The sequence below is a fragment of the Candidatus Binatia bacterium genome, assembly GCA_036563615.1.
Lineage (GTDB): Bacteria > Desulfobacterota > Binatia > UBA12015 > UBA12015 > DATCMB01.
The window spans coordinates 121,550-140,810 of sequence record DATCMB010000019.1; the positions used below are offsets into that span (position 1 = coordinate 121,550).

The following is a 19,261-nucleotide window of genomic DNA, read 5'->3' on the forward strand; positions in this document are numbered from 1 at the left end:
CCCGCGCCCGCTCCGATTGACCATCGCGACGATTCCCGCCTTTGTGGGCGCGGGAGACGCGCATGGCTCGACTGTCGGGAAAGAAGGTCGTCGTGGTCGGCGCCTCTGCGGGCATCGGTGCGGCGCTCGCACGACGGCTCGCTGGGGAGGGAGCGTCGGTGCATCTCGCCGCGCGCCGGCTCGACAAGCTCGCGGCCATCGCCGAGGAGATCCGCGCCGCCGGCGGCTCGGCCACGCCGCACGCCTGCGACGTCGCGTCGTCGTCGAGCGTCGCCGCGCTGTTCGACGCGGTCGCGCGCGACGGCGCGCCGCTCGACGCGCTGGTCAACACGTCCGCGGTGCTGTGGCTCGAGCCGTTCGCGACGCAGAGCGAGGAGGCGTGGCGCACGATGCTCGACGTCAACCTCGCGGGCGCGATCTGCGCGACGCAGCACGCCCTCAAGCACATGCTGCCGCGCGCGCGCGGGCACGTGATCCACGTCACCTCGACCGCGGCGACGCTCGCGATTCCATACTTGACGATCTACTCGACGACCAAGGCCGCGCTGTCGCACTTCCTCGCCGCGCTGCGCGGCGAGTACGGCAAGAGCGGCGTGCGCTTCACCGAGGTGCAGATCGGCAACACCGCCGGCACCGAAGGGGGCGGCGTGGCGCTGCGCCCGCCGGGCGAGGACGCGATTCGCAGCGTCATGCGCTGGACGGGGCTGCCGGAGATGATGAAGGTCGACGACGTCGTCGAGTCGCTGCTCTACGCGCTCACGACCCCGGAGAGCGTGCGGCTCGACCGCATCGTGCTGCGCGAGTTGGCGGAGATCCCGACATGAGGAGGCCGCGCGTGAGCCGCACAGCTCGCGTCGTCGCCGCCGCAGTTGCGGTGCGGGCGGCGAGGCGCTTCGTCGTGCCGATCGTCGCGCTGCTCGCGGCGGCGGCGCTCGGCCTCGACGTCCGCGCGCAGGAGCCGCCGCGGCCGCGCGCCGGCATCGTGCCGCTCGAGCTGTCGCAGGTCGCGAAGGCGAGCGGCCCCGAGCTGCGCCTCTCCGATCCCGACATGACGCTCGCCGGCAAGCGCGTGCGCTTCCTCGCCGACGGCGTGCAGACCGAGCGCACGGCCGCCGGCGAGGACGTTCTGGTCTTGACGGGCGACGACGCGCGCGTCGTGTTCCGCCTGCCGGGGCCGCTCGAGAATCCCGAGCGCCTCACCGCCGGGCAGGAGTGGGAGGTGATCGCGCGCCTCGACCGCGAGGTGAAGCTCGCCGACGGACGCAGCGCGATCGCCGTCATGCCGGATCTGCTCGTCAAGACGCCCGGACTGCCGTCCGAGGAGAAGCCGACCGACGTGATCGCGCGCGTCGCGGGCGAGACCTTCCTCGTCGATCCGCCGCTCACGCCGTACGAGTCGAGCGAGCCGGTCTACCGTCTGCGGGTCACCGACCCGGGACGCGGCCTCGAGCGCGACTTCATCGTCCCCGGACCGAGCGCGATCGCGGCCGCGAAGGACGACCAGGGCCGCACGATGTACAACGCGATCCGCACCGACCGCGCGGAAGACGGTCGCGAGAAGACGACGAGCTGCATCTTCCGCAACGAAGGCGGCAGGCTGCGCAACGTCGCCTACGGCGAGGTCGTGATCGACCAGGCGGGCAACCGCTCCGACGAGGTCTACGTCGACCTCGAGCGCGAGCAGTTCAACGACACCTGGTCGGCACGCAAGCGCGACTTCGAGCCCAACACGTACGTCGGCACCTGCCTCGGCGTCGCGATCGCCGGCTTCCCGCAGTCGGCGCGCGTCGTGCGCTTCTACGTCTGGGGCGGAAGCGGCATCCCGGTGCCGGTCTACGCGTACGTCGACGGCGAGGAGACGCTCGAGGTGCGCGGACGCCCCGAGCGCGCGCGTCGCATCCGCGTCGGGCTCGACGTCCGGCAGGCGGCGCGCTCGATCGACGTGCCCGAAGTCTGGCGGCAGCACGCGGAGAGCGCAGGCGAGGTCTGGTTCTCCGGCGAGACGACCTACTGGATCTCGACCACGCCGCCGTACGACATGCTGCGCTTCGAGGGCGCGCTCGGGCCGCCGGGCTCGCCGGAGGTGGTGATCGAGCGCATCCGCTAGCGCGCGCCTCGCGCATGCGCGGGGGCCGGCGCCGCGTCGGTGGACGCGCGGCGGACGAGCCGAGCCTGACGCGCGAGCCGCCGCACCGCGACAGGCGGGCCGCATTGTGGCACGCTCGGCCGATGCTGCGGCTGCTCTTCACCGTCGCCGTCGCCGTGTGGCTCGGCTCGAACGTCTGCGTCTCGTTCCTCGTCGCGCCGGTCGCGCACGGCAACTTCCCGACCGCCGAGGCGCGACGCTTCCTGCGGCCGCTCTTCCCGCGCTACTACCGGCTCGGCGCGCTGTGCGGCTTCGTGGCGCTCGGCATGGTGCTGCTCGGACGGGCGAGCTTGACGCAGGAGGAGCTGATGCGGCTGTCGCTGCCGGTCGCGGTGGCGCTGGTCGCGACGCTGATCGGCGGCGAGGCGATCCTGCCGCGGCTGCGCGACCTGGACGGCGAGGACGCGCGCTTCGCGCGCCTGCACCAGGTCTCGGCGATGCTCAACACGACGACGCTCGCGGCGCTGCTGCTCGCCGTCGCCGGGGCGGTGCTGCGCTGAGCGTGCGCACCTCAGGCCGGGCGGGCGAGCACGAACGCCGCCGCCTCGTACGAGAACGTCACGCGGTCGCCGTCGCGGCGCACCGTGATGCCGGCGAGGTCTTCGTCGGCGCAGGCCGCGACCATTCGTCGCAGCTCCTCCGCCACCTCGGCGGTCGGTCCGCCGTGCTCGATCCACTCCTCGACCTCGACCGCGAACGGCGACCTGAAGGCGAACGCGACCTCGACGCCCGCTGCGTCGAACAGCGCGCGGAGCTCGCTCTCCGACAGCGCGTGCGCATGCGAAGGGTCGCACAGGCGCTCCATCCGATCGCGGTACGCGGCCTTCGCCGCGTCCTCGGGGCCGAGCATGTCGGCGATCACGATCTTCGCGCCCGGACGCGCGACCCGCACCATCTCGGCGAGCACGCGCTCGGGCCGCGCGAAGTGGTGGAACGCCGCGCGGCAGCAGACGACGTCGAAGCTCGCGTCGGGGAAGGGCAGCGCCTCGGCGTCACCGGAGCGGAACTCGACGTTGGCGATGCCGCGGCGCGCCGCCTCCGCGCGCGCGAGCGCGAGCATCGCGTCGGTCGCGTCGAAGCCGGTCGCGTGCGCGGCGCGCGTCGCGAGCGTCATGGTGAGGAAGCCCGGGCCGCACGCGACGTCGAGCGCGCGGTCGCCCGGCTTGGCGCCGCTCAGCGCAACGAGGCCGTCGAGGCCCTTCTGGTCCGTGGTCTGGCGCATGCGCGCGTAGATCTCTGCTTGACGCGTGAACTGCGCGCGCACCGTGTCGACGTTCGCCTCGCTCATGGGCGAGGATCGTGCACCGAGGCGGCGCGGGACGCCAGCGCGCGCTCTCCACGCCCGTGTCCTAGAGGAGCGCGCCCCTCGGGACGATGAGATTCACGTAGCGACGAAAGGAGGCTCCCATGTCGAAGCGCACCCGCGATCGGGATCGAGCTCGGGAGGCGCGCACGCTCTCGCGCCGAAGCTTCGTCGGCGGTGGCGCGGCCCTCGCCGTGCTGGGCGGCGCCGCGCTCGCACGCCGCGGCGGTGCCCCTCCGAGCGCGCTCGCCGCGACGGGCGCGACGGCGCCGTCCGCGTCGCCCGCGGCGGACGCCGAGCGAGCCTACGTGCCGCGACCCGGGCGGACGGAGTACGCGCTGTCGGTCGAGCAGGTCACGCTCGACCCCGACGGCGAGAAGGAGATGCCGGCGATCACGGTCAACGGCACGCTGCCCGGTCCCGAGATCCGGGTGCGCGAGGGCGAGATCTTCCGCGCCGTGGTCGCGAACCGGCTCGCCGACTCGCCGACCACGATCCACTGGCACGGGCTGCTCGTTCCGGCCGCGATGGACGGCGTGCCCGACATCTCGAACGTTCCGATCGCGCCGCGCGGCACGTACGTCTACGAGTACCCGATCCGCCAGAGCGGCACCTATTGGTACCACTCGCACGTCGGCTTCCAGGAGCAGCAGGGGATGTTCGGCGCCTTCGTGATCGAGGCGAAGGACGATCCCGTGCGCGCCGAGCACGACGTCGTCGTCCTGATGAGCGACTGGCTGCACCGCTCGCCGATGCAGGTGTTCGAGGAGCTGCGCGGCAAGAAGAACGGCGACGAAAGCGGCGCTGCCGCGAACGCTGGCGGCGCGAACGCCGCCGAGCCGCGCGGCAACGGTGGCGCCACGCCGGGCATGAAGATGGACGCGAGCGGCGCCAAGCCCGATCTCGCGGACGTCAAGTACAGCTCGTTCCTCCTGAACGGCAAGGCTCCGAACGCGCCCTGGACCTTCGCCGCGCAGCCGGGCGAGCGCATCCGCCTGCGCCTCATCAACTCGGGCGCCTCGACCTTCTTCCGCGTCTCGCTCGACGAGCACCCGCTCGAGGTCGTGCACGCCGACGGTCTCGCGGTCGAGCCGGTGACCGTCGAGCAGATCCTGATGGGCAACGCCGAGTGCTACGACGTCGTCGTCAAGCTCACGAAATCCGGCAGCTACACGCTGCACGCGGTCGCGCAGGACGGCTCCGGGCAGGCGATCGGCGTGCTGCACACGCCGGACGCGAAGCCGCAGCCGAACCGCAGCATGCCCGCAGCGGCGCCTGAGAGCCGCACGCTGCGCTACGCGCAGCTACGCGCGCCCGCGCCGACCGTGCTGCCCGCGGGCGAGACGCGCCGCTTCCGCCTGCCGCTGCAGGGCGACATGAAGGGCTACGTCTGGATGATCGACGGCCAGGCGTGGCCCGACGCCGACCCGCTGGTGATCAAGCCGGGCGATCGCGTCGAGCTCGAGCTCGTCAATCAATCGATGATGTGGCACCCGATGCACCTGCACGGGCACTTCTTCCGCGTCCTGCAGGGCGCGGGCGACTTCTGCCCGCTCAAGCACACGGTCAGCGTCGCGCCCGGCGAGACCATCCGCATCGAGTTCGCGGCCGACAACCCGGGCCGCTGGTTCTTCCACTGCCACAACCTCTACCACCTCGAGGCCGGCATGGCGCGGGAGTTCGTCTACGAGGTGTGAGCCGCGGCGCTAGACGAGGCGCAGGACCTCGGGGATGTGGCGGATGACGTGCCGCGGCCGCACCGGCTCCGCCGGCGGCGGCTTGTCGTCGCGATGCCACAGCAGAACCGAGCGCAGCCCGACGCGGTTCGCGCCGGCGACGTCCTGCGGCAGCGAGTCGCCGACGAACAGCGCTTCCTGCGGCGCGCAGCCCGCGCGCTCGAGCGCCTGGTGGAAGATGCCGGTGTCGGGCTTGCACGAGCGCGCCGCCTCGCTCGACAGCAGCGAGTCGAAGCACGGGCGCAGGCCGCCGAGATCGATCAGGTGGTGCAGGTCGTCCTCGTCGATGTTGCTGACGATGCCGAGGTGAAAGCCGCGTGAGCGCAGCTCCTGCAGCGTCTCGACGACGCCCTGGCGCAGCTTGAAGGCGCGCGCGCGGCGCTCGTGCTGGATCGCGAACCAGCGCTCGACCTGGTCCTCGTTGAGGGTCACGCCGACGCCGCGCGCCATGCCGCGGATCGCGTCCGCGAAGAAGTCGCGGTGCAGGTAGTACGGCCGCTCGAGGTAGTCGCGGAACGCCGCGGCGGTCGCCTCGCGGTGCGCCCGCGCGAGCTCGGCCGTGCTCGCCTCGATGCCGATCTCGCGCGCGAAGCACTCGAGCGACTCGAGCTGCGCCGCGGCGAGGTCCGCGTAGTCGAACAGGGTTCCGCCGAAGTCGAAGAGGACGGCCTTGGTCTCTGCGCTCACGGCGGACGACTCTAGCCGCGACCATCAAGTCGCGCACGCGAGCTGCCGAAACCCGTCGTGTCCGAGCGCGACACCGGACGCGTGGCGCGCGCGACGCTCGACCCTCCGGGCGCCGCGCGGCTCGCCGCGATGAGGGGCCTCCGCCCACGGCCCCGCAGCGGAGTCCGCGGGACGGCGCACCGTGCCCCGTCGCCGTCCCGCGGACCACGCCGCGCTTGCTCGGCCTCGGCACGACCGCTAGGTCGATTGCCCCAATGGCCAAGGACAACGGATTCGAGCGCTTCAAGGGGACTCCCGGATACATCGCCTCCGGACCGCTGGTCGACGCAGTCAACTGCGCGATCGCGCTCGAGCGGCCGCTGCTGATCAAGGGCGAGCCGGGCACCGGCAAGACGGTTCTGGCGCGGCACGTCGCCGAGGGACTCGGCATGCCGCTGATCAGCTGGCACATCAAGTCGACCACCAAGGCGGCGGACGGCCTCTACGTCTACGACACCGTCCAGCGCCTCAACGACAGCCGCTTCGGCGGCGGCGACGTCTCCGACATCCGCCGCTACATCAAGCTCGGCCCGCTCGGGCAGGCGTTCGCCGCGGAGCAGCGCCACGTCCTGCTCATCGACGAGATCGACAAGGCGGACCTCGAGTTCCCGAACGACCTGCTGCACGAGCTCGACGAGATGCGCTTCACCATCGTCGAGACCGGCGAGGAGATCGTCGCCAAGCAGCGGCCGGTCGTCATCATCACGTCGAACAACGAGAAGGAGCTGCCCGACGCCTTCCTGCGCCGGTGCATCTTCCACTTCATCGAGTTCCCGGACCGTCACCTGATGAAGCAGATCGTCGCGGTGCACCACAAGAACCTCGACGCGAAGCTGCTCGACCAGGTGCTGATCAAGTTCTACTGGCTGCGCGAGCAGAGCGAGCTCCGCAAGAAGCCGTCGACCTCCGAGCTGGTCGACTGGATCGCCGTCCTGCTGCGCTCGGGCATCACCGCCGACCAGCTCGAGGCGCACATCCCGTTCGTCGGGGCGCTGCTCAAGAAGGAGCAGGACGTCGACGCGCTCACGACCTACGACGCGCGCGGCGGCAAGTACCCGACGAAGTGGAGCGAGCTCGGCCCGCGCTACAACCAGTAGCCGCGAGAGCACGCGAGCGAATCTGACGTGGGCACCCCTCTCGACCGCGAGCCCTACGTCAGCCTGGTAAGCTTCAAGCGCGACGGCACGCCGGTCGCGACGCCGGTGTGGGCCGCGCCGCTCGACGGCAAGCTCGTCGTCTTCACCCTGCGCGATTCGTTCAAGGTGAAGCGCATCCGGCGCAACCCGCGCGTGCGCGTCGCGGCGTGCAACGTGGTCGGCAAGGTGCGCGGTCCCTGGCACGAGGGGACCTGCACGATCGTCACCGACCCGGAGCACGAGGCGCGCGCCTACGCGGCGCTCGACCGCAAGTACGGCTGGCAGATGCGTCTCGGCACGTTGCTGCGGCGTCTGGTCGGCGGGCTCGAGCGTCGCATGATCCTCGAGATCGCGCTCGACGGCTGAGGGTCGGCCGCCCCGCGGCGGACGGCGAGCGCGCGCCGGCGGCGCGCGTTTCCCAGCCGCGGGAAGCGGCGGCGCGCAGGATTCGGACGGGCGGGAAACCGCGCACCGCCGCTGCGCCGATTTCCCGAGAGAACTCGCCGGTCCCGCGCTTGCATGCCCCGACGGCATCTCACGCACGCGCCCGGGTGCGGCGCGGAAGGAGCCGTCCATGACAGCGTCGCGGGCCGAGGTCGTCAGCCGAACGTCGGAGGGCGGATCGCCGGAGACCGTCGCGGAGCGCGTCCGCCGGCTGTCACCGCTCGACGCGGCATTCCTCTACTTCGAGCGGCCGAACCAGCTCCTGCACGTCGCGTGCATCGCCGAGGTCGAGGGCACGGTGCCGTTCCAGGAGCTCGTCGAGACCATCCGCGAGCGCCTGTGCGACCGGCTGCCGCGCTACAGCGAGCGGCCGGTGCGCGCGACGCTCGATCTCGACCGACCCGCCTGGGAGCCCGACCCGACCTTCGACGTCCGCCGTCAAGTACGCCACATCGCGCTGCCGGCGCCCGGCGGCGAGGCCGAGCTGCGCGAGCTGATCGACACGCTGTTCATGGCGCCGCTCGATCGGCGGCATCCGCTCTGGGAGATCTACTTGATCGACGGTCTCGCGAACGGCTCCTCCGTGCTGTTCAGCAAGGTGCACCACTGCATGATCGACGGCGTGAGCGGCGCGCAGATCATCGAGCTGGTCACCGACCCCGCGCGCGAGCCGCGCCGGCTCGAGAGCGCGTCCGGCGTCGGCGCGGCGGATCACGGCTCGACGTCCTGCTTGCTGCCCAACAACGGCGCGCTCGACGTGCGACCGAAGAGCGACGGTGGCGGGCTCGTCGGACGTCTCGGCTTGCCGGCGCCGTCGGAGGTGCTCGAGAACGTGCGCTCGCTCGGCGAGGCGATCAAGGCGATCGGCGGCCTGGTCCTCGAGCCCAACGATCCGCTGCCGTTCAACAAGCCGCTCAGCGATCGCCGGACCGTCGCGTGGACCAGCGTGCGGCTCGACGACGTGCTCGCGATCCGCGGCCGCGCCGGCTGCAAGGCGAACGACGTGCTGCTGGCGATCATCGCCGGCGGGCTGCGACGCTATCTCGAAGCGCACGGTCTCGAGACGGCGGACCTGTGCGTGCGCGCCCTGGTTCCGGTGAGCGTACGGCGCAGCGAGGAGCGTCTGCAGCTCGGCAACCTCGTTTCCGCGATGCTGCCTCGTCTGCCGGTCGGCATCGCCGACCCGAAGGAGCGCCTCGCCGCGATCGCGAGCGAGACGCAGAATCTGAAGCTGCGCGGTCAGCCGCGCGCCGCGGGCATGATGCTCGCGCTGGTCGGCGCGCTGCCGGCGCCGTTCGAGGCGCTGCTCGGACGGTTCGCGCCCGAGGGCCTCGTCGCGAACACGATCTGCACGAACGTCCCGGGTCCGCGCGAGGTGCGCTACCTGCTCGGGCACGAGGTGCGCGCGGTGCACGGGCTCGTGCCGCTCTTCCAGAGCATGGGCGTCGAGTTCGCGCTCCTGAGCTACGCCGGCAACGTGTCGATCACCGCGACCGCCGATCCGACCCTGGTGCCCGACCTCCTCGACCTGATGAGCGCCATCGACGCGTCGGCGCGCGAGCTGACGGACGCGTTCCTCGTCGAGGAAGCGCAAGAGGGCGCGCGCCGGCCGCTCGACGCCGAGGCTCCGGCGCCGCGCGTCGCGGACCTGATGACGAGCCCGGTGATCTGCATCCGCCCGTCGGACTCGCTGCTGCACGCGTTCCGCCTGATGCACGCGCGGCGGATCCGTCACCTGCCGGTGCTCGACGAGGCGGATCGTCTGGTCGGTCTCGTCACGCACCGCGACGTGCTCGCCGCGGCGTCGAGCTCGCTCGAGCGCGAGACGGTCGAGGCGCAGGTGCACGTGCTCGCCGGGAGCGAGGCGTCGGAGGTGATGGAGACGCAGCTCTGCGTCGCGTCGCCGCACGAGCCCGCGTCCGAGGCCGGCCTGCGGATGGTGGTGAACAAGATCGGCTGCCTGCCGGTGGTCGACGACGCGGGGCACGTGGTCGGCATCGTGACCGAGGAGGACTTCGTGCGCTGGGCGACCGAGCACATGGCGTCGGGGACGGCGCGGGCGGCGTGAGGGGGAGGGGATCGGCGGCGACGACCACGGCGGCGTGAGGCACTCGAGGCTGCGGCGCGGCGTCGTTGCTTGACGGCTTGACGCCGCGTCGCGGGCACGCCCGTGCGCACGCGGCCGCGCGGGGAGAGGGCGTGGCTGCGCTCGCGCGCGGGCTTGTGCGCGGCGACGGCGGCGGTAGGGTCGGACGCATGTCCGACCTCGCCGCCCTCGACGCGCTGATCGCGCGCAGCGTCCGCACCGCGACCCCGGCGGTCGCGGACTCGGTCGCCTATCCCGACCGCCAGATGACCGGCGCCGAGCTCGTCGCGCTCGTGCGCGACGCCCGGCTGATCGCGATGGCGACCGTCGGCGAGAACGGCCAGCCGCACATCGCGCCGGTGCACGCCGAGCTCGACGGCACGACGCTGCGCCTCGTCGTCTACGAGAACGCCGTGCGCCGCGCCGACCTGCGCAAGAACCCGCGCGTCGCCTTCACCACCTGGAAGGACGGCGCCGCGGCGATCCTCTACGGACGCGCGCGCGAGGTGCCGGGCAGCCTGCGTCCGGCGCGGCCGGGACGCAGCGGCGCCGAGCGCCGCGTGGTGACGATCGAGGTCGCGCTGACGCGCGTCTACGCGATGCGGCCGCCCGAGCGGACGTCGTCCTAGACGCGGGCGGCGCGCGTGCCGTCGTGCGAGAGCGGCAGCCCGCGGCGCAGCGCGCCCGGGCGGCCGAGGAGAAAGAACGCGCGTCCGCTCGGCAGCGCGACGACCGGCGCCCAGCGGTAGTCGATGCCGCTGCGCTCGGTCGCGACCAGGCTCGCGTAGTTCGCGCGGTCGATGAGGCGGCAGGTGAAGCTGCAGCCCCGCGCCGCGAGCTCGAGGTGCAGCGCACGCGCGATCACCTGCAGGACGCGCTTGCCGCGGTGCTCGGGCATCACGTACGCGGCGTGGACGTAGCCGCCGTCCGGAGGAAGCGTGCAGAGCGTCAGGTCGAGCAGCTCGACCACCGTGCGGCTCCCCCAGATGTAGCCGGCGATCGCGCCGTCCGAGAGCGCGACCACGCCGACGTCGCCGCGCTCTGCGGCCCGCGCGACGCGCGCGCCCTCGACGTCGCCGACCCGCGCCGCGATCGCCGGCACGTCGTCGGGGTGCGCCAGACGCACCGTCAGCGCCGCCGCGGTCGGGACCTCGGGCGGCACCTGCGCGATCGGGCGCTCGCCGTAGATCAGGTCGAAGACGCGGACGCCGAGCCGCGCGACCAGCGGACCGAGCGTCCGGCGCGCGACCGTGACCACGGCGCTCGTGCCGCGGGCACTCTGCCGGGGCGTCATGCGCCCTTCCTTGGCAAGGGCGGGTGCAAAGCGCGAGCGGAGGACGCGTCGCGGGTCCGCGGCGGACGGGGTTTGCCAGGTCCCGGCGCGGCCGCTACTCGATGCGCAGCATGTTCCTCGACCTGTTCTACGGGCTGCGCGAGGAGGGCGTCCCGGTCTCCATCCAGGAGTGGCGCACCTTCCTCGAGGCGCTCGAGGAGGGCCTGCACGGCTGCAGCCTGCTGCGCTTCTACCACCTCGGGCGCGCCTGCTTGATCAAGAGCGAGACCTACTTCGACGCGTACGACAAGGTGTTCGCGCGCGTCTTCAAGGGCGTCGAGGGCTCGCTCGGCGACGACATCACCGAGCAGATCCTCGAGTGGCTGAAGGATCCGAAGAACTTCCCGCAGCTCTCGCCCGAGGAGCTCGCCGCGCTCGAGCGCCTCACCAACGACGAGCTCATGCGCCGCTTCCTCGAGACGCTCGCCGAGCAGACCGAGCGTCACGACGGCGGCGACCGCTGGATCGGCACCGGCGGACGCTCGCCGTTCGGGCACAACGGCGTGCACCCGACCGGCATCCGGGTCGGCGGCAAGGGCCGATCGCGCTCGGCGATGAAGGTCGCCGAGGAGCGCCGCTTCGCCGACTACCGCACCGACATGACGCTCGACGTGCGGCAGCTGCGCGTCGCGCTGCGCCGCCTGCGGCAGCTCACGCGCACCGGGCCGCCGACCGAGCTCGACCTCGACGGCACGATCGACGAGACCTGCCGCAACGCGGGCGAGATCGAGCTCGTCTTCCGCCCGCCGCGCAAGAACGACGTCCGGCTGCTGCTCCTGATGGACGTCGGCGGCACCATGGACCCGTACTACGAGCCCGTGAGCCAGCTCCTCACCGCGCTGCACGAGGAGCGCGGGCTACGCGACTTCCAGGCGTACTACTTCCACAACTGCATCTACGACCACGTCTACACGCGCGCGCGCTTGACGCGGGACGACGCGGTGCCGACCGGCGACATCCTGCGCCGCCTCGATCCGCGCTGGAAGGTCGCGATCGTCGGCGACGCGGCGATGCACCCGGCGGAGCTCATCGAGCCCTACGGCGGCATCGACCCGCGCATCACCACGCCCACGCCGGGCATCCAGTGGCTGCACCGCATCGCGGATCACTTCGACCGCGTGGTGTGGATCAACCCCGACAAGCCGCAGATCTGGGACGACTTCCAGACCGTGCGCGTCGTGCGCCGGCTGTTCCCGATGTTCCACCTGAGCGTGGATGGCTTGACGGAGGCGGTGCAGGCGCTGGTCGGCGCGCGGCAGTAGCCGCGCCGCGCGCCGGCAGCAGTCCTAGCGCCGGATCCAGGCGTCGTTCCACGCGTAGCCGACGCCCGGCGCGTACGCGTGCGGCGCCTGGTTGCACCAGCCCGACGCCGGGAACGGCCGGCACTCGTAGAGCAGACCGTCCTGCGCGCCGCGGACCAGCGTGCCGGGTCCGTAGCTGCCGATGCCCTCCGGGTAGACCGGCTCGCCGCCGCCTCCTCCGCCAGGGCGCGTGACCTCGATCTCGAAGCGCAGGTTCCGTCCCGCCGTCGCGTAGACGTAGTTGCCGTTCACACGGCGGGTCGGCACGACCGAGCCCGTCGCGTCGAGCACGCCGATCCGCACGAGGTTCGATTCCGCGTTCACCTTGCGTGCGAGCGCGAGCGGCCAGCGACCGCGGCTCGCCTTTTTCTTCTTGATGACGACCGAGATCCGCTCGAGGTCCGCGCCGTTCTCGTCGAACACCCGCAGCGTCACGACCGAGCGCGCGGCGAGCCGCTGCGGCGCCAGGACGCGGCCGATCTGCCGCCAGCCCTGGTCGACGCCGCCCGACAGCTCGACGTCGCTGCACGCGTAGAACGCCTCCGGGCTGTCCGAGCGCTGCCAGATCGCGAACACCACGTGACGCCCCGTCCGCTTCGGCAGGGTGCACGGGATGCGGTAGACCTGCCGGCCCTGGGCGTCCGTCTCGAGCGGCACGGCGCCGCTCGTGCAGAAGAGATCGACGTCGGACCAGCGCAGCGGCACGGTCGGGTCCCAGCCGTCGCGCGTCAAGTAGAACTGCCAGTCGCGCGTCGCGTGCGGCGCGGTCGCGTGCCAGACGAACTCGAAGCTCCCGTCCGCCGCGGGCGTCACCGGCGTCGTCCGCCAGTCGGCGCGCGCGAGCGCGAGGCCCGCGAAGTCCGGGCTGCCGCCGCTGCAGAGCTGGCCGTCCGGGACGAGCTCGCGGTGGCGTCCGTTCGCGTCGCCCTGCCGGACGCCGTTCCAGTCGTACATCGCCTGCTTGCCGCCCAGGTCGATCGCAGCGCGGCACGCCGGGTCCTGGTGGTTCTCGACGCTGCCGTCGAACGCGCAGCGGTGGATGCGGCTTTCGGGGACGATCATCGTGCCGTGTGCGCCCGCGCGCGCCGAGAAGACCAGCGTCGCGAGCGTCGCGACGGCCGTCGGTACGAGCGCACGGCGAATCGCGGTGTCCATCGAGGGCTCCTTCCGTAGCGGGCGGCGCGGGCTGCGGTCGTCGGCCGCCGACGCCGTTGTTCCCCATCGAGGGCCGGCGCCACAAGACGGATTCGATGGTTGGCGGCGTCCTTGGCGGACGCCATGCGCGCGCGTTTCCCGGCCCGGCGCCTCGCTACCTAAAATTGAGTCTTGACGTCGGACACGAAGCGATTCGACGGCGAGCGCGCGAGACTCTAAAGGTCCGCCCATGGGTCGCATCTTCGAGACACGCAAGTCCACCATGTTCGCGCGCTGGGACCGCATGGCGAAGACGTTCCACCGCATCGGCAAGGAGATCACGATCGCGGTGAAGGCGGGCGGGCCGAACCCGGACAACAACCCGGCGCTGCGTCGCGTGATGCAGAACGCGAAGCAGGTGAACATGCCGAAGGACAAGGTCGAGGCCGCGATCAAGCGCGCCTCCGGCCAGGATGCGAAGGACTACGAGGAGATCGTCTACGAGGGCTACGCGCCGCACGGGGTCGCGGTCATGGTGGAGGCCGCGACCGACAACGCGACCCGCACCGTCGCCAACGTGCGCGGCCACTTCAACAAGGCCGGCGGCAACCTCGGCGCGACCGGCAGCGTCGCCTTCCAGTTCAAGCGCATGGGCGTCTTCCGCCTGAATCCGGAAGGCATCGACCAGGACGAGCTCGAGCTCGATCTGATCGACCACGGCCTCGAGGAGATGGGCGAGAGCACCGGCGAGAAGGGCGAGCCGCAGCTCGTCATCCGCTGCGCGTTCGCCGACTTCGGTCAAATGCAGAAAGCGCTCGAGGACCGCGGCTTGACGCCGATCTCCGCGGAGTCGGAGTACGTCGCACAGACGCCGGTGCAGCTCCCCGAGGACAAGGCGACCGAGGTCCTCAAGATGATCGACGCGCTCGAGCAGGACGACGACGTCCAGAAGGTGTTCCACAACCTCGCGTAGCGCGTCGTGCCGCGCACGCATGCGCGGTGCCTCGGGCCGCGCGCGACCGCGGAGCCGCGCCCGACGCCGAGCGTGTAAAGGACGCCGCTACCGGCGAAGGCCGGAGTTCACTAAACGCATCGCGACATGCGAACTCCCGCCCAGCGTCTCGCGCGCCTGCGCGAATCCGTGATCCGCGAGATGACCCGTCTCGCGATGGAGCACGACGCGGTGAACCTCGCCCAGGGGTTCCCCGACTTCCCGCCGCCGCCCGAGGTGGTGGCCGCCGCGCACGCCGCGATCGACGCCGGCCACAACCAGTACGCCATCACCTGGGGCATCCGGCCGCTGCGCGAGGCGCTCACCACGAAGCTGCGCGAGCGCTTCGGGCTCGACTACGACCCCGAGCGTCACGCGGTGATCACCTGCGGCGTCACCGAGGCGATCACCGCGGCGCTGCTCGCCTGCGTCGACCCGGGCGGCGAGGTCATCATCGTCGAGCCGTTCCACGAGAACTACCTGCCGGCCGCGACCTTCGCGGGCGCGAACGCCGTGTTCTACGCGCTGCGACCGCCGCACCACCTGCTCGACCCGGACGAGCTGCGCCGCCTGTTCACGCCGCGGACGCGCGCGATCCTGATCAACTCGCCGCACAACCCGACGGGGCGTGTGTTCACCGGCGAGGAGCTCGAGGGCGTGGCGCGGCTCTGCATCGAGCACGACGTGGTCGCGGTCACCGACGAGATCTACGACCGCATCCTCTACGACGGCCGCCGCCACGTGCCGCTCGCGACGCTGCCCGGCATGGCGGAGCGCACGATCACCATCGGCGGGCTCGGCAAGACGTTCGCGGTCACCGGCTGGCGTCTCGGCTACGCGTGCGCGTTCGAGCCGCTCGCGACGGCGCTGCGCACGGTGCACGACTTCCTCACGATCTGCGCGCCGACGCCGCTGCAGCACGCGGCCGTCGCCGCGCTGACGCTGCCCGAGAGCTACTACGAGCGCCTCGTCCGCGAGTACGACGAGCGCCGCGCGCGCATGATGGCGATCCTCGCCGAGCACGGCTTCGCCGCGTCGCCGCCGGAGGGCGCGTACTACGTGCTGAGCGACTTCGGCCCGCTCGCCGACGTCGGTGACGACCACGCGGTGGCGCGCCACCTGATCCGCGAGGCGGGCGTCGCCGTGGTGCCGGGCTCGAGCTTCTACGCGACCCCGGGCCTCGGCCGCGACCGCATCCGCTGGGCGTACGCCAAGCGCCTCGAGACGCTCGACGAGGTCGCTCGCCGCCTGCGCGCGCGCCTGCCGCGCGCGTAGGCCGCGCACCGACGCGCGAGCCGTCACCACCACGGCGTGCGGCCAACGCCGCGTCGCCGACGCCGCGCCGGCGCGACGCGCTCACACGGCGCACCGGCAAGCGAGCGCTCGGGCCGCGCATCGACGAGCGACCGCGCGGGCCGCGCGCGGACCTCGTACGACCACGCCGAAACCGTCCGTTCGGCGCCGCCTTGCGACCGCTCGACGGATGCGCCCGCTGCCCGCCGTGGCGCGTGTTGACCGCCCGAAACCCCTCGCGTAGCGTCCATCCGTTGTCGCCCAGCCCCGCCGAATCTCTCGTCCCGATCGACGGTTCCACCGGTCTCGAGGCGCCGGAGACCGAGGCGCGTCTCGCCCTCGTCGCGCGTCGCCTGAACCGGCTGACGCTGCAGCGGGCGGTGTACCGGACGATCGCCGTGGCGCTGCTCGCGGCCTCGGCGCTCGCGGCGTCGGCGGCGTGGCTGTCGGCGTTCTGGTTCGCGGTCGCGCTCGTCGTGCTCGTCGTCCTGACGCTCGCGGTCGCCGTCGGATCGCTGCTGCGCGCGCACGCGCGCTGGGCCGACGCGCTCGAGGCGGCGCGCTGGGTCGAGCGCAAGGTGCCGCTCGAGCAGCGGCTCTTGACGCTGGTCAGCGCCCGCTCCGAGCGGAACGCGCGGCTCTGGCCGGAGCTCGTGGCCGACAACCGCGTCCAGCTCGGCCGCTGGGCCGACCAGCGCCTCGGCATCGCGCCGGTGCCGGCGAACGTCTTCCTGCTGCTGCTCGCGCTGGTCGCCGCCTGGCTGTTCCTCGTGCCGTGGTACGCCGAGACGACGGCGCCGTTCGAGGTTCCGGCGGGCGCGGTGCCGGCGCAGGGCGGTGGTGAAGCGACGGCGGGCGAGGTCGGGCGGCGCCCCGGAACGGGCACCGGACCGCGCACGATGCTCGACGACGCCGGCGCCGAGGCGAGCCCGGGCGAGCTCAAGTTCGAGGGTGCCCCGGGCGGTGCGCTGGTCGAGCTGCAGTCGGACCTCGCGCGCTCGTTCGCACGCTCGCTCGCCGGCGCGGCGATGATGCGCGACTCGGCGCGCGGCGACGGCGGCGGCGAGCCGGCGAAGCGCGGCGAGGTCGCGGAGTCCGGCCTCGGGCGCAGCAAGGCGGAGGAGGGCGGCCGCACGCCGGACGAGGAGCTCTCGCGGCGCGAGCAGGACGACGGCACCGGGCAGACGGTGACGCGCGAAGGCGGCGAGCCGCGCACGGGCGCCGCCGCGCTCGCACGGCCCGGGGCCGGTCAGCGCGGCCGCGAATCGGACGGCGACCCGCAGCAGGGCGCGCCCGGCGACGCGCGCGGCGGACGCCCGCAGCAGGGCGGCGACAAGCCCGCCGACGGTCCGCTCGCGGTCGGCGAGCAGGCCGGCACCCGCAAGCACGCCGGCGGCGCCGGCGCGGGCTCCGGCAAGGCGACCGAGGCGCTGCTCGCCGACAAGCCGCTGACGCTCTCCGGCGGACGCCACAAGGCTCGCTTTTCGCTGATGCTCGGCGGCGCCAGCGGCAGCGCGGGCGCCGACGGCCCGAAGTCGATGATCGGTCAGCCGCGCTCGCGCATCGCCGAGGCCGAGCGCGGGCCGCAGGAGGCCGAGCGCTCCGTGCGGCACGAGGAAATCCCCGCCGAGTACGAGACTGTCGTCAAGCGCATCTTCAAGAGGGACCCATGAGCGGAGAAGCCGTTGTGATGGTCGGCGACAAGCTGCCGACGCCCACCGAGTTCGGCGAGACCTTCGCCGCGCTCGAGCGCGAGATCGGCAAGGTGGTCGTCGGCCACCGCGAGGCGCTGCGGCGCATCCTGATCGCGTTCTTCGCGGGCGGGCACGTGCTGATCGAGGGCGTGCCCGGCATCGGCAAGACGCTCATCGTGCGCTCGCTCGGCGAGGCGCTGAACCTGTCGTTCTCGCGCGTGCAGTTCACCATCGACCTGATGCCGGCCGACATCACCGGCACGCGCATCCTCGAGGAGAGCGAGAGCGGACGGCGGACGATGGTCTTCCAGCCCGGTCCGCTGTTCACGCACATCATGCTCGCCGACGAGATCAACCGCGCGACGCCGAAGACGCAGTCCGCGCTGCTCGAGGCGATGGCCGAGCTGCAGGTCACGGTCGCCGGCACGACGTACCCGCTGAACCTGCCGTTCTTCGTGCTCGCGACGCTGAACCCGATCGAGATGGAGGGCACCTACCCGCTGCCCGAGGCGCAGCTCGACCGCTTCCTGTTCAAGGTGCCGCTCTCGTATCCCGGCGTCGAGGAGCTGCGCGCCATCGTGCGCGGCACGACGGGCGCGACGCAGGCGAAGATCACGCCGGTGTTCGGCGAGGACGCCGCGGCGCGCATCAACGAGCTGCGGCGTCAAGTACGCGAGGTGCTGGTCGCGCCGCAGATCGAGGACTACGTCGCGGCGCTCGTCCGCGCGACCATCCCCGACGCGACCAACGACGAGAAGGTCCGCTCCTACGTCAGCTACGGCGCGAGCCCGCGCGGCGCGCAGTCGCTGATCCTCGGCGGCAAGGTGGTCGCGCTGCTCAACGGTCGCGTCAACGTGTCCTACGCCGACATCGAGGAGGTCGCCGTGCCGGCGCTCGCGCACCGCATCGTGCTCAACTTCGCGGCGCAGTCGGAAGGCATCACACCGCAAGCGATCGTCGAGCATCTGGTCGAAGTCGCCCGCAAGTGGCAGCGCTGAGAGCAGCGAAGGCTCGTTCCTCCGAACCGAGCCTGTTCGAGCAGGCGTTCACCCCGGAGGTGCTGCGCGTGCTCGACCGCATCCGCCTGCGCGCGCAGCACGCGAGCGGCGACCGTCCCGGGCACACGCGGGTGCGCGGTCGCAGCGACCCGAGCGGCACCGAGCTCGAGCGTCACGTGCCCTACGAGCGCGGCGACGACCTGCGGCGCATCGACTGGAACGTCTACGCGCGCCTCGGCGAGCTCGTCACGCGGCGCTTCGTCGCCGAGCGCGAGGTGCCGCTTTGGTTCGTGATCGACGCGAGCGCGTCGATGGGTCCGGACGAGCCGCACGGCAAGCTCGACATGGCGCGCGCGATCGCGGCGCTGCTCGCGACGGTCGCGCTGTCGGGCGGCGACCGCGTCCATCTGGGCGTGATCCCGGGCCACGGCGCGCCCGCGGTGTCGTGCGGTCCGCTGCGCTCGCGACGTGCGCTGCACGAGCTGCGCGGCTTCCTCGCCGGCGTCCGTCTCGCCGACGGCGGCGCCGACCTCGCGTCCGGCCTCGACCACCTGCTGCGCGCGAGCCGGCGCGGCATGGTCGTGCTGCTCTCGGACTTCCTGTGCGAGGTCGCCTTGGTCGAGCGTGCGCTCGACGTGCTGACCACGCGCTCCTTCGAGGGCAAGCTGATCCAGGTGCTGTCGCGTCAAGACAGAGATCCGTCGTGGCTCTACGGCCACGACGTGCTGATCGACCGCGAGACCGGCGGCGAGTTCCGCATCGATCCGTCGCCGGAGACCTTCCGCCGCTACGAGGAGGCGCTGCTCGCGCACGTGCGGGCGCTCTCGCGCGCGGCGTCGTCGCGCGGCATGGCGAGCGCGCTCACGGTCACCGACGTCGGCCTGCTGGGCTTCCTCTCCGGCGAGCTGCCTCGCCTCGGCCTGAGCCTGGTGAGGTGACG

At 72.5% G+C, this 19,261-nt stretch carries 18 protein-coding genes; 14 read left to right on the top strand and 4 right to left on the bottom strand.

Annotated features, from left to right (window positions below; translation table 11 throughout):
• The first annotated feature begins 62 nt into the window (after nucleotides 1-62).
• The 3 genes from VIS07_16265 to VIS07_16275 all read left to right on the top strand — a co-directional run bounded on the left by VIS07_16265 (nucleotide 63) and on the right by VIS07_16275 (nucleotide 2,646).
• Nucleotides 63-824: an SDR family oxidoreductase gene (locus VIS07_16265; GenBank protein ID HEY8517066.1), complete on the top strand. Its 762-nt coding sequence runs from the start codon at nucleotides 63-65 to the stop codon at nucleotides 822-824.
• 11 nt (nucleotides 825-835) lie between these two features.
• Nucleotides 836-2,107 (top strand): hypothetical protein, encoded by a 1,272-nt coding sequence (locus VIS07_16270; protein HEY8517067.1) that lies wholly within the window; start codon nucleotides 836-838, stop codon nucleotides 2,105-2,107.
• A 122-nt stretch (nucleotides 2,108-2,229) separates the two neighbouring features.
• Nucleotides 2,230-2,646: a DUF4149 domain-containing protein gene (locus VIS07_16275; protein ID HEY8517068.1), complete on the top strand. Its 417-nt coding sequence runs from the start codon at nucleotides 2,230-2,232 to the stop codon at nucleotides 2,644-2,646.
• Nucleotides 2,647-2,657: 11 nt separating this feature from the next.
• On the opposite strand, the gene VIS07_16280 is transcribed toward VIS07_16275, so the two are convergent.
• Nucleotides 2,658-3,434 (bottom strand): methyltransferase domain-containing protein, encoded by a 777-nt coding sequence (locus tag VIS07_16280; GenBank protein ID HEY8517069.1) that lies wholly within the window; start codon nucleotides 3,432-3,434, stop codon nucleotides 2,658-2,660.
• A 119-nt stretch (nucleotides 3,435-3,553) separates the two neighbouring features.
• Here VIS07_16280 and VIS07_16285 point away from each other — a divergent pair, with 119 nt between their 5' ends.
• A complete protein-coding gene (locus tag VIS07_16285) occupies nucleotides 3,554-5,146 on the top strand; it encodes a multicopper oxidase domain-containing protein (protein ID HEY8517070.1) in 1,593 nt (530 codons plus the stop codon).
• A 9-nt stretch (nucleotides 5,147-5,155) separates the two neighbouring features.
• On the opposite strand, the gene VIS07_16290 is transcribed toward VIS07_16285, so the two are convergent.
• Nucleotides 5,156-5,872, bottom strand: a complete 717-nt coding sequence (locus tag VIS07_16290; GenBank protein ID HEY8517071.1) for an HAD family hydrolase — start codon at nucleotides 5,870-5,872, stop codon at nucleotides 5,156-5,158.
• Between the two features lie 254 nt (nucleotides 5,873-6,126).
• Between VIS07_16290 and VIS07_16295 the strand changes: the two genes are divergently transcribed.
• The 4 genes from VIS07_16295 to VIS07_16310 all read left to right on the top strand — a co-directional run bounded on the left by VIS07_16295 (nucleotide 6,127) and on the right by VIS07_16310 (nucleotide 10,206).
• Nucleotides 6,127-7,008 carry a MoxR family ATPase gene (locus tag VIS07_16295; protein ID HEY8517072.1) on the top strand — a complete coding sequence of 294 codons (882 nt, stop codon included), beginning with the start codon at nucleotides 6,127-6,129 and terminating at the stop codon, nucleotides 7,006-7,008.
• Nucleotides 7,009-7,035: 27 nt separating this feature from the next.
• Entirely contained in the window at nucleotides 7,036-7,413 is a 378-nt protein-coding gene (locus VIS07_16300) for a PPOX class F420-dependent oxidoreductase (protein ID HEY8517073.1), read from the top strand.
• Nucleotides 7,414-7,621: 208 nt separating this feature from the next.
• On the top strand, nucleotides 7,622-9,559 hold the full coding sequence (locus VIS07_16305) for a wax ester/triacylglycerol synthase family O-acyltransferase (GenBank protein HEY8517074.1): 1,938 nt from the start codon (nucleotides 7,622-7,624) through the stop codon (nucleotides 9,557-9,559).
• A gap of 188 nt (nucleotides 9,560-9,747) precedes the next feature.
• Nucleotides 9,748-10,206 carry a pyridoxamine 5'-phosphate oxidase family protein gene (locus VIS07_16310; protein HEY8517075.1) on the top strand — a complete coding sequence of 153 codons (459 nt, stop codon included), beginning with the start codon at nucleotides 9,748-9,750 and terminating at the stop codon, nucleotides 10,204-10,206.
• On the opposite strand, the gene VIS07_16315 is transcribed toward VIS07_16310, so the two are convergent.
• The gene (locus VIS07_16315) at nucleotides 10,203-10,871 is read right to left on the bottom strand and encodes a hypothetical protein (protein ID HEY8517076.1); all 669 of its coding nucleotides are present in this window, start codon (nucleotides 10,869-10,871) and stop codon (nucleotides 10,203-10,205) included. The two genes, VIS07_16310 and VIS07_16315, sit on opposite strands and share 4 nt — an antisense overlap.
• Nucleotides 10,872-10,972: 101 nt before the next feature.
• On the opposite strand from VIS07_16315, the gene VIS07_16320 reads away from it, so the two are divergent.
• The gene (locus tag VIS07_16320; GenBank protein ID HEY8517077.1) at nucleotides 10,973-12,172 is read left to right on the top strand and encodes a VWA domain-containing protein; all 1,200 of its coding nucleotides are present in this window, start codon (nucleotides 10,973-10,975) and stop codon (nucleotides 12,170-12,172) included.
• Nucleotides 12,173-12,196: 24 nt separating this feature from the next.
• Here the strand turns inward: VIS07_16320 and VIS07_16325 are convergent, their stop codons facing one another.
• On the bottom strand, nucleotides 12,197-13,366 hold the full coding sequence (locus tag VIS07_16325; GenBank protein ID HEY8517078.1) for a lytic polysaccharide monooxygenase: 1,170 nt from the start codon (nucleotides 13,364-13,366) through the stop codon (nucleotides 12,197-12,199).
• A 229-nt stretch (nucleotides 13,367-13,595) separates the two neighbouring features.
• Between VIS07_16325 and VIS07_16330 the strand changes: the two genes are divergently transcribed.
• The 5 genes from VIS07_16330 to VIS07_16350 all read left to right on the top strand — a co-directional run bounded on the left by VIS07_16330 (nucleotide 13,596) and on the right by VIS07_16350 (nucleotide 19,259).
• Nucleotides 13,596-14,318: a YebC/PmpR family DNA-binding transcriptional regulator gene (locus tag VIS07_16330; protein HEY8517079.1), complete on the top strand. Its 723-nt coding sequence runs from the start codon at nucleotides 13,596-13,598 to the stop codon at nucleotides 14,316-14,318.
• Nucleotides 14,319-14,444: 126 nt separating this feature from the next.
• Nucleotides 14,445-15,611 (top strand): aminotransferase class I/II-fold pyridoxal phosphate-dependent enzyme, encoded by a 1,167-nt coding sequence (locus VIS07_16335; protein ID HEY8517080.1) that lies wholly within the window; start codon nucleotides 14,445-14,447, stop codon nucleotides 15,609-15,611.
• Between the two features lie 272 nt (nucleotides 15,612-15,883).
• Complete coding sequence (locus tag VIS07_16340) at nucleotides 15,884-17,302, top strand: hypothetical protein (protein HEY8517081.1); 1,419 nt, start codon at nucleotides 15,884-15,886, stop codon at nucleotides 17,300-17,302.
• Complete coding sequence (locus tag VIS07_16345) at nucleotides 17,299-18,321, top strand: MoxR family ATPase (protein ID HEY8517082.1); 1,023 nt, start codon at nucleotides 17,299-17,301, stop codon at nucleotides 18,319-18,321. Before VIS07_16340 ends, VIS07_16345 begins: the two co-directional genes overlap by 4 nt.
• The gene (locus VIS07_16350) at nucleotides 18,309-19,259 is read left to right on the top strand and encodes a DUF58 domain-containing protein (protein ID HEY8517083.1); all 951 of its coding nucleotides are present in this window, start codon (nucleotides 18,309-18,311) and stop codon (nucleotides 19,257-19,259) included. The genes VIS07_16345 and VIS07_16350 overlap by 13 nt, the downstream gene beginning before the upstream one ends.
• Nucleotides 19,260-19,261: the final 2 nt, after the last annotated feature.

Bases quoted from the DNA above. Each gene is read 5' to 3' on its own strand.
- VIS07_16265 (HEY8517066.1), top strand. From the start codon at position 63: ATGGCTCGACTGTCGGGAAAGAAGGTCGTCGTGGTCGGCGCCTCTGCG.
- VIS07_16275 (HEY8517068.1), top strand. From the start codon at position 2,230: ATGCTGCGGCTGCTCTTCACCGTCGCCGTCGCCGTGTGGCTCGGCTCG.
- VIS07_16280 (HEY8517069.1), bottom strand. From the start codon at position 3,434: ATGAGCGAGGCGAACGTCGACACGGTGCGCGCGCAGTTCACGCGTCAA.
- VIS07_16285 (HEY8517070.1), top strand. From the start codon at position 3,554: ATGTCGAAGCGCACCCGCGATCGGGATCGAGCTCGGGAGGCGCGCACG.
- VIS07_16295 (HEY8517072.1), top strand. From the start codon at position 6,127: ATGGCCAAGGACAACGGATTCGAGCGCTTCAAGGGGACTCCCGGATAC.
- VIS07_16305 (HEY8517074.1), top strand. From the start codon at position 7,622: ATGACAGCGTCGCGGGCCGAGGTCGTCAGCCGAACGTCGGAGGGCGGA.
- VIS07_16310 (HEY8517075.1), top strand. From the start codon at position 9,748: ATGTCCGACCTCGCCGCCCTCGACGCGCTGATCGCGCGCAGCGTCCGC.
- VIS07_16315 (HEY8517076.1), bottom strand. From the start codon at position 10,871: ATGACGCCCCGGCAGAGTGCCCGCGGCACGAGCGCCGTGGTCACGGTC.
- VIS07_16320 (HEY8517077.1), top strand. From the start codon at position 10,973: ATGCGCAGCATGTTCCTCGACCTGTTCTACGGGCTGCGCGAGGAGGGC.
- VIS07_16325 (HEY8517078.1), bottom strand. From the start codon at position 13,366: ATGGACACCGCGATTCGCCGTGCGCTCGTACCGACGGCCGTCGCGACG.
- VIS07_16330 (HEY8517079.1), top strand. From the start codon at position 13,596: ATGGGTCGCATCTTCGAGACACGCAAGTCCACCATGTTCGCGCGCTGG.
- VIS07_16335 (HEY8517080.1), top strand. From the start codon at position 14,445: ATGCGAACTCCCGCCCAGCGTCTCGCGCGCCTGCGCGAATCCGTGATC.
- VIS07_16345 (HEY8517082.1), top strand. From the start codon at position 17,299: ATGAGCGGAGAAGCCGTTGTGATGGTCGGCGACAAGCTGCCGACGCCC.